The sequence below is a fragment of the Vibrio qingdaonensis genome (assembly GCF_026191675.1).
In the GTDB taxonomy this organism is placed as follows: domain Bacteria; phylum Pseudomonadota; class Gammaproteobacteria; order Enterobacterales; family Vibrionaceae; genus Vibrio; species Vibrio qingdaonensis.
Window position 1 is genome coordinate 166,252 of sequence record NZ_JAKRRY010000002.1, and the last position, 11,944, is coordinate 178,195.

General features: G+C 46.1%; 9 protein-coding genes. 7 read left to right on the forward strand and 2 right to left on the reverse strand.

What is annotated here, in order from left to right:
• Positions 1-85 precede the first annotated feature (85 nt).
• A complete protein-coding gene (locus MD535_RS02705; protein WP_265673396.1) occupies positions 86-1,285 on the forward strand; it encodes a methyltransferase in 1,200 nt (399 codons plus the stop codon).
• Between the two features lie 75 nt (positions 1,286-1,360).
• Here MD535_RS02705 and ald read toward each other — a convergent pair whose 3' ends face one another.
• Complete coding sequence (ald, locus tag MD535_RS02710; RefSeq protein WP_265673397.1) at positions 1,361-2,485, reverse strand: alanine dehydrogenase; 1,125 nt, start codon at positions 2,483-2,485, stop codon at positions 1,361-1,363.
• Between the two features lie 156 nt (positions 2,486-2,641).
• Between ald and lrp the strand changes: the two genes are divergently transcribed.
• The 6 genes from lrp (at position 2,642) to MD535_RS02740 (ending at position 10,436) form a co-directional block, all read left to right on the forward strand.
• On the forward strand, positions 2,642-3,136 hold the full coding sequence (gene lrp, locus MD535_RS02715) for a leucine-responsive transcriptional regulator Lrp (protein ID WP_265673398.1): 495 nt from the start codon (positions 2,642-2,644) through the stop codon (positions 3,134-3,136).
• A 151-nt stretch (positions 3,137-3,287) separates the two neighbouring features.
• Complete coding sequence (locus MD535_RS02720) at positions 3,288-6,524, forward strand: DNA translocase FtsK 4TM domain-containing protein (protein ID WP_265673399.1); 3,237 nt, start codon at positions 3,288-3,290, stop codon at positions 6,522-6,524.
• A gap of 18 nt (positions 6,525-6,542) precedes the next feature.
• Positions 6,543-7,154, forward strand: coding sequence for an outer membrane lipoprotein chaperone LolA (lolA, locus tag MD535_RS02725; protein ID WP_265673400.1), 612 nt, complete (start codon positions 6,543-6,545; stop codon positions 7,152-7,154).
• 8 nt (positions 7,155-7,162) lie between these two features.
• Positions 7,163-8,512 (forward strand): replication-associated recombination protein A, encoded by a 1,350-nt coding sequence (locus MD535_RS02730; RefSeq protein WP_265673401.1) that lies wholly within the window; start codon positions 7,163-7,165, stop codon positions 8,510-8,512.
• Positions 8,513-8,614: 102 nt separating this feature from the next.
• Positions 8,615-9,922 (forward strand): serine--tRNA ligase, encoded by a 1,308-nt coding sequence (gene serS, locus MD535_RS02735; protein WP_265673402.1) that lies wholly within the window; start codon positions 8,615-8,617, stop codon positions 9,920-9,922.
• A gap of 247 nt (positions 9,923-10,169) precedes the next feature.
• The gene (locus tag MD535_RS02740) at positions 10,170-10,436 is read left to right on the forward strand and encodes a DksA/TraR family C4-type zinc finger protein (RefSeq protein ID WP_265673403.1); all 267 of its coding nucleotides are present in this window, start codon (positions 10,170-10,172) and stop codon (positions 10,434-10,436) included.
• Between the two features lie 162 nt (positions 10,437-10,598).
• Here the strand turns inward: MD535_RS02740 and bioA are convergent, their stop codons facing one another.
• Complete coding sequence (gene bioA / locus MD535_RS02745; protein WP_265673576.1) at positions 10,599-11,876, reverse strand: adenosylmethionine--8-amino-7-oxononanoate transaminase; 1,278 nt, start codon at positions 11,874-11,876, stop codon at positions 10,599-10,601.
• Positions 11,877-11,944: the final 68 nt, after the last annotated feature.

Genomic DNA, 11,944 nt, shown 5'->3' on the forward strand with positions numbered 1-11,944 from the left:
TGACCGTATCATAGGCACAAAACACTTCCGTTGTGCCTTGCTTCCCCCTACAATCTCACCAGAAAAGTAGGGGAAGTTTATCATCGTGAATCGTCAACAATTTCAACTGATCACTCGACTGCTTAAGCAATATCAAAGCTACTGGCGTCAAGATCCGTTTACCCAGGTCATTAGCGGTCAAGTTGCATGGAGAGGCGATAACCCTGAGCTCTTGACTTGGCTACAAGCCCTTAGCCGAGACGCTATTTCTACCTATAAAAATAACCCGCCGCTTTTTGCTTCAAAAATCAGCGATTGGTTACCTGACGCAGAGTTGTTAAGCACTATCACTGTCCCTCATCGTCCCTTCAGCGAGAGCGCTGCGAAACTTCCGCGTGGTCTAGATAGTGGTATTCCAGGAAGAAAGCTGCAACAAATCTCTTCACTTAGCGACGTTTGTCTTTCTGATCATCACGGCACTCAATGGCTAGAATGGTGCGCAGGTAAAGGCTACCTTGGGCGACTACTTTCTTCACAATCACAACAGCTTGTCACGAGTTTTGAATTTCAGTCTACATTATGTGAATCAGGGCAGAGTGAAGCGGATAAATTGTCGTTGCCGATGACATTTGTCCAAGGAGATGCGTTTAGTGATGAAGCAGGACATGTGTTTTCTCATCATCAACATGCGGTTGCTTTACATGCTTGTGGTGATCTACATGTGACCCTAATAAAGCACGCAGTAAGAGGAAAACTGCCCGCCGTGACATTATCACCGTGTTGCTATCACCTTATTCATGATACCCACTATCAACCCATGTCAAACGAAGGGCATGAAGCGGGGCTCACGCTGAGTAAGCAAGAGCTTCGGATACCATTGCAAGAAACAGTGACTGGCGGAGAGCGCGTTAAACGTCATCGTGAGCAAGAGATGACGTTTAGGTTAGGTTTTGATGCTTTGTGTAGTGAAACTGGGTTGAGCCCGGCGTATATACCAATCCCAAGTATAAAAAAATCCCAATTGGCCGATGGGTTTGAAGCGTTTTGTCTTTGGGCAGCGACGAAAAAACAGCTGATATTACCGATTGTAGATTACGGTCATTATGAGGGTGTCGGCATGAAACGTTATTGGGAAATGGAAGCACTTAGTTTGGTTCAAGGCGCTTTTCGTCGACCATTGGAACTTTGGCTAGCGTTAGATAAAGCCTTATATTTACAGCAGCAGGGCTATACTACTGACGTGTTTACATTTTGTGATCCCGCGATTACCCCAAGGAATTTGGTAGTACACGCTGTTCGGACATAAAAAAAACGGGCGCTAGCGCCCGTTTGATAAATAAATATGCGTTGTTAATCTATCGTTAGCTAACGATGATGCTTACTAGTTAAACATCGCCATTGCTGCGATAGGCTCGACATATTCTAGGTCGAAGCTTTCTGCTACTTCTTTGCAAGTCACTTTCCCGTGAATGACGTTGAGTCCATCTAGGAACCCTTTGTCTTCAGTCAGCGCTTGCTGGTAGCCTTTGTTGGCAAGTTTGATAATGTACGGCAATGTTGCATTATTGAGTGCAAACGTTGAAGTGCGAGCAACCGCACCGGGCATATTTGCCACACAATAGTGAACAACATCGTCGACGATGTAAGTTGGATCTGCGTGTGTCGTCGCGTGAGATGTTTCAAAGCATCCACCTTGGTCGATGGCGACATCAACCACTGCTGCACCTGGTTTCATTTTCGCAATATGTGCTTTTGTCACCAGCTTTGGTGCTGCTGCGCCAGGAATTAAAACGGCACCGATCACTAGGTCCGCTTCTAGGATATGCTTCTCTAATGCATCTTCTGTAGAATAAACCACTTTTGCGCGACCCTGGAATTCTTCGTCCAAAGCGCGTAATGTATCAATACTACGATCTAAGATTGTAACGTCTGCACGCATGCCAACAGCCATACGAGCAGCGTTTGAACCAACAACGCCACCACCGATAACCACGACCTTCGCAGGTTCTACGCCTGGTACACCACCCAGTAGAAGACCGCGTCCGCCGTTGGATTTTTCGAGTGTTTGAGCACCAGCTTGTATAGACATTCGCCCAGCGACTTCTGACATTGGTGCTAATAGTGGCAAGCGACCCATATTATCTGTTACAGTCTCATAGGCAATGCAGACAGCTTTGCTTTTAATTAGCTCTTCAGTTTGTGGAAAATCTGGTGCTAGGTGAAGATAGGTGAATAAAACTTGTCCTTCACGTAACATAGCACGCTCGACAGCTTGGGGTTCTTTGACCTTTACAATCATCTCTGCTTGCGCAAAAACGTCAGCGGCGGTAGGAAGAATGGATGCGCCTACAGCGATGTAATCATCGTCTGAAAAACCAACACCAGTGCCAGCATTAGTTTCAACGAAAACTTGATGGCCGTTTGAGATAAGCTCTCTTACGCTTGCTGGGATCATACCGACACGGTATTCATGGTTTTTTATCTCTTTAGGTACGCCAATGATCATCCTGACTCCTCATTATTATATGGTTGTATTAACTGTGTGTAGGGTGTTATTGTCGAATTACTGACTAGTATAGAAGCTAATTAACAAAATTTGATACTGAATATTACAGAGTTGTAGTATATTTTTTTGCAAGGAAGTAACAAGGTGGAATAAAAAATGGCAGACAACTATAAGAAGCCGTCCAAGGAACTAGACCGTATTGATCGCAATATTCTTAATGAATTGCAGAAAGACGGTAGGATCTCAAATGTCGAATTGTCAAAACGCGTAGGTCTTTCGCCTACACCGTGTTTGGAACGTGTTCGTCGACTTGAGCGTCAGGGATATATTACGGGCTATACAGCTCTACTTAATCCACAATACTTAGATGCGTCACTATTGGTCTTTGTGGAAATTACGCTAAATCGTGGTGCCCCAGATGTGTTTGAGCAATTCAACGCAGCAGTACAACGATTGGATGACATCCAAGAATGTCACCTCGTTTCTGGAGATTTCGACTATCTTTTGAAAACAAGGGTGTCGGATATGGGTGCGTATCGTAAGTTGCTTGGCGATACATTATTGCGTTTACCGGGTGTGAATGACACGCGTACTTACGTGGTAATGGAAGAAGTTAAGCAAACCAACCAACTGGTGATTAAAACGCGATAAATCTATTCTAACAAGGAGTTGACTAATGCTATGAAAATCCATGCTTTATTCTTCTCCTAGATTGGGTTTTGATCCCCGATGTGGTTAAATCAATAAATACTCCGAGCGGCTTTTGCCGCTCGGGCTGTTTCTACTAAGTTAGATGTTGGATATGTTCAAACAGGACAAAAAAAGAGTCGAAACGATCATTAAGACCAGTGAAGAGCAAGAAGCTTCACGTCTCAACGGATTTCAACGATTAAGAGAATGCTGTTTTATACTAGCAGTATTGACGTCGATTTTATTGGCGGTCGCATTATTTACTTTCAGCCCAGCCGACCCTTCTTGGTCTCAAACGTCATGGGGTGGCGACATTCAAAATGCAGGCGGCATCGTAGGTGCATGGCTTGCTGATACGCTATTTTTCGTTTTTGGCTCTTTGGCTTACCCCGTTCCTTTTGTTGTTGCTTTTAGCGCTTGGGTGTTTTTCCGTACTCGCGATAAAGACGATGAAATTGATTTTATGATCTGGGGTACTCGCACGCTCGGCTTGACCATCATTATATTGACAAGCTGTGGTTTGGCTGACATTAACTTTGATGATATTTGGTATTTTTCGTCTGGCGGCGTGATTGGCGATGTGCTGACTAGCCTGTCATTACCAACTCTAAATGTGCTGGGTACAACCATTGTCTTGCTGTTTTTGTGGGGGGCAGGATTTACCTTATTGACTGGGATTTCATGGCTTAGCATTGTGGAATGGATTGGCAACAGTGTCCTGACATTCATTGCGGCGCTAACGAATAAAGCGCGTGGCAGTAAAGAGCAAGTATACGAGCCAGTTTTATCTCAGCCAGAACGTGTTGATGAAGATGACGTGATGCCACACTTCTCGGCGAAAGATGAAGCATTGTTGTCTGACGAGCAAGTGTTATCGCCAGCTAAGCGACGCCATTATAATATTCATATGCCAGATACTGCGGATCTAGAATCACGTTTAGACGGCACAGATAATAACGATCCGTTGTTTGCCAGCTCAGCGTCTACGGTTATTGAGACAGCGCCTGCTAATGAGTACTCCTCTTCTCTCTCCAACACGGTACCGACACAACACGATGCTGAGACGTTGCATACCGACGTGACTGCGGAAGCGAGAACGGAAGCGGTTAACAGCGCAAGTACTCCTGAGTTCTCACAGAATGAAACACGAATAGTGCCGCCATCGATGGATGAACCAACGCCTTCGGTGACGCCAATGCCAAAGGTTGCCCCGGAAGAAGATCGCAGCCATTTACTGGGTGCGACGATAGAAGATCTTGAAATAGCGGCAAGGACGTATGACGATTTTGCCGATCAGTCTACACACGTGGATGCAACACACGTGGATGCAACACAAGCAGAGACCACATACACAGATTCTCAGCAGGCTGATACTAAACAGCTAGACTCCAGCTATGCAGAGCCGACCATTACTAATGGCGCTGATCATAGTGATGTTAACACTTCACATCTTACCACTGCCGCAGTGACGACAGCGATGGCTAGTGCACCGTTGGCCGCGCAAGGCGTTGAAGGACTACCTTGGAGTTCAGAGAGTGTTGACGTGACAGGAGAGCCAACAGCACAGACTAATCTTGCTGATTCTGAGCGCCTTAATACAGATGTTAAGTCTTGGCCACAGGAAAACCCCTCTTCGCTTGAACCTGAAAATAACGAGTCGATAGAGGCGCATATTGAACCGGAAGCGGTTTGGGTTGAAGAACCGAACGTACCGCCCGCAGCTCAACCTCAAGAGGATGCGTATGTAGACGCGGATTCGCAGGCGTTCCAGTCTTTGGTTGCAGAAGCACAAAAAACGGCGGTTGCGCAAGTGAACCCTTTCCTGGTGCAAAAAGATGCCAATCTACCCAAGCCAGCGGAACCAATGCCGACGCTTGAACTGCTTTATCATCCTGAAAAGCGTGAAAACTTTATCGATAGAGAAGCGTTGGAAAATATCGCTCGCTTGGTTGAGTCCAAACTGGCTGATTATAAAATTAAGGCTGAAGTGGTCGATATCTTCCCAGGACCAGTGATTACCCGTTTTGAGCTCGACTTAGCACCAGGTGTTAAGGTCAGTCGTATCTCTGGCCTATCTATGGATTTGGCCCGTTCATTATCAGCAATGGCAGTGCGTGTAGTGGAGGTCATTCCGGGTAAACCTTATGTCGGGTTAGAGCTACCGAACATGACGCGTCAGACGGTGTATTTTTCGGATGTCATTGGTAGCCCTGCGTTTACTGAGTCCAAGTCACCCACTACGGTGGTATTAGGCCAAGATATCGCGGGTGAAGCCGTAGTCGCTGATCTATCGAAAATGCCTCACGTGTTGGTGGCAGGTACCACCGGTTCCGGTAAGTCGGTTGGTGTCAATGTGATGATTCTAAGTATGCTTTACAAAGCAACGCCAGAAGAAGTCCGTTTTATCATGATTGACCCGAAAATGTTGGAGCTTTCGATTTATGAAGGCATCCCGCATTTGTTGTCTGAAGTGGTTACCGATATGAAAGACGCCTCTAATGCACTGCGTTGGTGTGTTGGAGAAATGGAACGTCGCTATAAGTTGATGTCGGCACTCGGTGTTCGAAACATTAAGGGCTTTAACGACAAACTGAAAATGGCGGCGGAAGCGGGTCACCCTATTCATGACCCACTATGGAAAGATGGCGATAGTATGGAGCCAGAGCCGCCATTACTTGAAAATCTACCTTACATTGTGGTTGTCGTGGATGAATTCGCTGACTTAATCATGGTGGTGGGTAAGAAAGTCGAAGAACTGATTGCGCGTTTGGCTCAAAAAGCCCGTGCAGCAGGTATTCACTTAATTTTGGCGACGCAGCGTCCATCGGTGGATGTGATTACCGGTCTAATTAAAGCCAACATTCCGACACGTGTCGCGTTTACGGTTTCAACCAAAACAGACTCAAGAACCATTCTCGACCAAGGTGGCGCTGAATCACTGTTAGGTATGGGTGATATGTTGTACCTACCACCAGGATCAAGCCATACGACCCGTGTACATGGCGCTTTTGCGTCCGATGATGATGTACATGCCGTGGTGAATAACTGGAAGGCGAGGGGCAAACCTAACTATATTGAAGAGATTACCAATGGTGATCAAAGCCCAGAAACCTTATTGCCGGGAGAAAAGATGGAAGGTGATGAGGAAATGGATCCATTGTTTGACCAAGTGGTTGAACATGTTGTGCACTCACGTCGAGGCTCAGTCTCTGGGGTACAAAGACGCTTTAAGATAGGTTACAACCGAGCCGCTCGAATTGTCGAGCAACTTGAAGCTCAAGGGATAGTTAGTGCGCCGGGTCATAACGGTAACCGTGAAGTATTGGCTCCACCTCCAATTAAAGAATAATGGCAGTAAGGAATTATTATGAATAAATGGCTTTCGCTTGTACTCGTCACCGTTTCTGCATTTAGCTTTACAGCGTCTGCATCGCCACAGCAAGAGCTGAGTGAACGTTTGCAGCTTAATGATGGATTCAGTGCGAATTTCACACAAACCGTGACTAGCCCTGATGGTGAGGTTGTCATGGAAGGTGAAGGTAATGTTGAGATAGCCCGTCCGAGTATGTTTCGCTGGGTGACCACCTTACCGGATGAAAATGTATTGATATCAGATGGCAGCAATCTTTGGTATTACAGCCCATTTATTGAGCAGGTGAGTATTTATAATCAAGAACAAGCGACGGAACAAACCCCGTTTGTATTGCTGACACGTAACCGCGCCAGTGATTGGGATAATTACAGCATTGAACAGCGCGGCGATATGTTTACGTTGACACCAACCGCCGTTGATTCAACGCAAGGTCAATTCCAAATTAATATTGACCCGAAAGGGATCGTGCACGGTTTTAACGTGATTGAGCAAGATGGTCAGCAAGGTCAGTTTGTTTTTGAAACGATTAAGGTGGGTAAACCCTCATCGGAGCGCTTCACTTTTGTCGTTCCTGAAGGGGTAGAAATTGATGATCAAAGAAACTAGGGGATTACGTGAGTAATTTTAGTTTTGATTTTTCAGGGGACGAAGATTTTCGTCCCCTGGCTGCGAGAATGCGCCCAGAAACAGTGGAGCAGTACATTGGCCAGCAACATATTCTTGGAGTGGGTAAGCCACTTCGTCGTGCTTTAGAGGCGGGCCAGCTTCACTCTATGATTTTATGGGGTCCCCCAGGTACTGGGAAAACGACGCTTGCTGAAGTGGCGGCAAATTATGCTGACGCAGAAGTCGAGCGAGTATCCGCAGTGACCTCGGGTGTTAAAGATATTCGTGCTGCTATTGAAAGAGCGCGAGAAAACAAACTGGCAGGCAAGCGAACCATCTTATTTGTGGATGAAGTCCATCGCTTTAATAAAAGCCAACAAGACGCCTTTTTGCCACACATTGAAGATGGAACGGTGACGTTTATTGGGGCGACGACAGAGAACCCGTCGTTTGAACTTAATAACGCATTATTGTCTCGAGCACGGGTCTATAAGCTGACCTCGCTTGATAAGGCCGATATTCTGCTAGTACTTGAGCAAGCGATTCAAGATGAAGCGCGTGGTTTAGGTCAGGTGCCGGTGGAGTTTCAGGACAATGTTTTAGATAGATTGGCTGAGCTCGTTAATGGTGATGCCCGTATGTCTCTTAATTATCTTGAGCTGCTCTATGATATGGCAGAGGACAATGCACAAGGTGAAAAACAGATCACATTGCCTTTGCTTGCGGAAGTCGCTGGAGAAAAAGTAAATCGTTTTGATAATAAGGGAGACATTTGGTATGACCTTATTTCAGCGGTGCATAAGTCCATTCGCGGTTCAAACCCAGATGCCGCACTGTATTGGTCGGCACGTATGATTGCTGCTGGTTGTGATCCGTTATACATCGTTAGGCGTTTATTAGCGATAGCGTCAGAAGACATCGGTAATGCAGACCCCAGAGCTATGCAAGTCGCGATGTCGGCTTGGGATTGTTTTACTCGCATTGGTCCGGCTGAAGGTGAACGGGCGATAGCACAAGCGATTGTCTATCTTGCCTGCGCGCCTAAAAGTAATGCTGTATATACGGCTTGGAAGCAAGCGCTAACAGACGCGCACCAATTACCTGAGTATGAAGTGCCTCATCATTTACGCAATGCTCCTACCTCTTTAATGAAAGATATGGGTTACGGAGAAGGGTATCGTTATGCTCATGATGAACCTGGTGCTTACGCGGCAGGTGAGCGATATTTGCCCCCTGAAATGAGTGGTACACGCTACTACCAGCCGACAAATCGCGGTCTTGAAACCAAAATTGGTGAAAAGTTAGATTATCTTGCCGATTTAGACGCAAAAAGCCCACAAAAGCGCTATGAAAAGTAGTGGCTTTTCGTTATCGTTATCCGGTTCAATTATCAAGATTTATCAGCGGTTATAAATTAATCGCTTATAAACGTATTCATAACCTAATGCATAGGATTGGCAATGCTGGATTCTAAATTACTTCGTACAGAGCTGGATGAAACAGCTGCAAAATTGGCGCGTCGTGGCTTTACGCTTGACGTAGAAACTATTCGTAAACTTGAAGAGCAACGCAAGTCGATTCAAGTCGAAGTAGAAAATTTACAATCCACGCGCAATTCCATCTCCAAGCAAATCGGTCAGAAAATGGCGGCTGGCGATAAAGAAGGCGCTGAAGAAATCAAAAAACAGATTGGTACTTTAGGTAGCGATCTTGAAGCGAAAAAAGTTGAGCTAGCGGCGCTTATGACCGAGCTTGACGATATTACGTTGTCTGTGCCAAACATCCCTGCGGATGACGTGCCAGACGGCAAAGATGAAAACGAAAACGTAGAAGTTTCTCGTTGGGGTCAACCAAAGTCATATGACTTTGAAGTGAAAGATCACGTTGATCTAGGTGAAATTGCAGGTGGCCTTGATTTCGCAAGCGCGACTAAGATTACCGGTGCTCGCTTTATTGTTATGAAAGGGCAATTTGCGCGTCTTCACCGTGCGATTGCACAATTTATGCTGGATCTACACACCGACGAGCACGGTTATACAGAAATGTATGTTCCTTACTTAGTGAATGCAGATAGCCTTTACGGTACAGGTCAGTTACCTAAATTCGGTAAAGACCTTTTCCATACTGAACCGCTAGTTGAAAAAGTGAGCGATGAAGAGCCGCGTAAGCTGTCTCTCATCCCAACGGCAGAAGTACCAGTGACCAACATGGTTCGCGATACCATTACGGATGAAGCAGACCTGCCTGTTAAAATGACAGCGCATACGCCATGTTTCCGTTCTGAAGCAGGTTCATACGGTCGTGACACTCGTGGTCTGATTCGTATGCACCAATTTGATAAAGTGGAATTAGTACAAATTACTAAGCCTGAAGATTCAATGGACGCGCTTGAAGAACTAACCGGTCACGCAGAGAAAGTGCTACAGCTTCTTGAACTGCCTTACCGTAAAGTGGTTCTGTGTACGGGTGATATGGGCTTTGGTGCTCGCAAGACGTACGATCTTGAAGTCTGGGTTCCTGCACAAGAAACGTACCGTGAGATTTCATCTTGCTCAAACATGTGGGATTTCCAATCACGTCGTATGCAAGCTCGTTTCCGCCGTAAAGGTGAGAAGAAGCCAGAGCTCGTTCACACACTAAATGGTTCAGGTTTGGCTGTTGGCCGTACTATGGTTGCTATTCTTGAGAATAACCAAGAAGCAGATGGTCGTATTGCTATCCCAACTGTGCTGCAACCGTATATGCGCGGTGTGACTCACATTGGTTAATACCAATTGATAGAATGATAAAGCCCAGCACTCGCTGGGCTTTTTTATGGGCGTAGTATTTAAAGATGTTGAATTGCCTCTCCGGTGTGTGCGGGTTACGGTTGCTGTTGACTATTACACGGCGGTAATAGTGTTTTGGCGTTTTGCCACCTTATTAAAACCGTTGCTGTCGATATAATGTGCAACGTCATCGCAGTGTGGTACTGCGATAAACACGATTTTCTCAATCAATCTTCGAGGAGGGCGTATGGCAGTTGGATGGGCAGGTGACGACAGTGTTAGTCAACAAATTCAGCATAATATTGATGACGAAATTAGCCGAGTAAGACGTAATCTTATCACAGGAGAGAGTGCGCAATTTTGTGACGAATGTGGAGAGGATATCCCGGAGGCGAGGCGTAACGCCATAAAAGGGGTTCGTTTGTGTCTTCATTGTCAATCGTCGCTGGAGCACGCATATCAGCGCTCGTCGTTATTTAACCGCCGAGCGAGTAAGGACAGCCAGCTAAGATAGTTGCGCTTAAACTACGGTACCTAAACTTATGGTATCTAAACTACAGTACCTAAATGACGGTATCTAAAATAACCTAGAGAAGCCGACGGCGACATGACCACGTTAGCGATTTGAGTGAGTGGCTTAAATCGCTAACGAATGTAGAGCTCACTTATTTAGCGGTTAAGTAAAGCACTGATCATTGTCTAACGCTGCTTTAATCGATTGAACCAGTTTAGCAATGTGTTCAGGTTGGCTAATGTAAGGTGGCATCATGTAAATCAAGCGACCAAATGGTCGAATCCAAACACCACTATCAACAAAATGTTGTTGAATCACTTCCATATTAACGGCAGTGGTTACCTCAACTACCCCTATCGCTCCTAACCAGCGTACATCGCTGACTCGGTCACACTGCAAAAGCGGTGGTAGAAGCTCGGCAAACAAAGACTCGATTAATGAGACTTGCTGTTGCCATTCACCGGTTTCAATAAGCGACAAACTCGCCTCGGCGACGGCGCAAGCGAGAGGGTTTCCCATAAACGTAGGCCCGTGCATAAAGCACGCCGCCTCACCTCCACACACTGTATCTGCCACATGCTTCGATGTTAGGGTGGCCGATAATGTCATGTAGCCTCCTGTGAGTGCTTTACCGACACACATAATATCTGGCTGTACATTGGCATGTTCGCATGCAAAGAGCTTACCTGTACGACCAAAGCCTGTGGCAATTTCATCAAGGATGAGCAATACCCCATGCTCATCGCATAGCTGGCGCACTCTTTTAAGAAAGGTTGGGTGATAGATGCGCATGCCTCCAGCCCCTTGAACAATAGGCTCGAGGATGACAGCGGCGATTTGACTGTGGTGGCTAGCAAGTTTATTTGCAAAGTCTTCAATGTCAGCCTCGTCCCATTTCTGCCCAAAGGCAATGTTGGGCGAATTGGCAAAGATGTGCTCTGGTAAAAAGCCTTTATACAAACTATGCATAGAATTATTGGGGTCAGTGACAGACATCGCCGCGAAGGTATCACCATGATAGCCATGGCTTAAGGTGAGAAATTTGGGGCGACTTTCACCTTTTGCGTGCCAATATTGTAATGCCATTTTCAAACTGACTTCTACCGCCACCGACCCTGAGTCGGCCAGAAAAACGTGCTCGAGATTACTTGGTGATAGTGCGATGAGCTTCTTGCAGGCGTTAATTGCAGGCTCATGAGTGATCCCACCAAACATAACGTGCGCCATTTTGTCAGTTTGACGTTTTAGCGCATCGTTAAGTAATGGGTGGTTATAGCCATGAATTGTTGACCACCATGATGACATGCCATCCACGAGTTTACGTCCATCCTCAAGCTCAATAGTTACCCCATTGGCGGAGCTGACTGGGTAACAGGTTAAAGGGTTAAGCGTTGAGGTGTAAGGGTGCCAAATGTGTTGGCGATCAAAGTCGAGATCCATCATAACTCTCTGTTCATTATTTAATCAGATGTCAACGCCGTAGCGTGGTCGGTGTTGACAGTGTAACG

Bases quoted from the DNA above. Each gene is read 5' to 3' on its own strand.
- MD535_RS02740 (WP_265673403.1), top strand. From the start codon at position 10,170: ATGGCAGTTGGATGGGCAGGTGACGACAGTGTTAGTCAACAAATTCAG.
- bioA (WP_265673576.1), bottom strand. From the start codon at position 11,876: ATGGATCTCGACTTTGATCGCCAACACATTTGGCACCCTTACACCTCA.
- lrp (WP_265673398.1), top strand. From the start codon at position 2,642: ATGGCAGACAACTATAAGAAGCCGTCCAAGGAACTAGACCGTATTGAT.
- serS (WP_265673402.1), top strand. From the start codon at position 8,615: ATGCTGGATTCTAAATTACTTCGTACAGAGCTGGATGAAACAGCTGCA.
- ald (WP_265673397.1), bottom strand. From the start codon at position 2,485: ATGATCATTGGCGTACCTAAAGAGATAAAAAACCATGAATACCGTGTC.
- MD535_RS02720 (WP_265673399.1), top strand. From the start codon at position 3,288: ATGTTCAAACAGGACAAAAAAAGAGTCGAAACGATCATTAAGACCAGT.
- lolA (WP_265673400.1), top strand. From the start codon at position 6,543: ATGAATAAATGGCTTTCGCTTGTACTCGTCACCGTTTCTGCATTTAGC.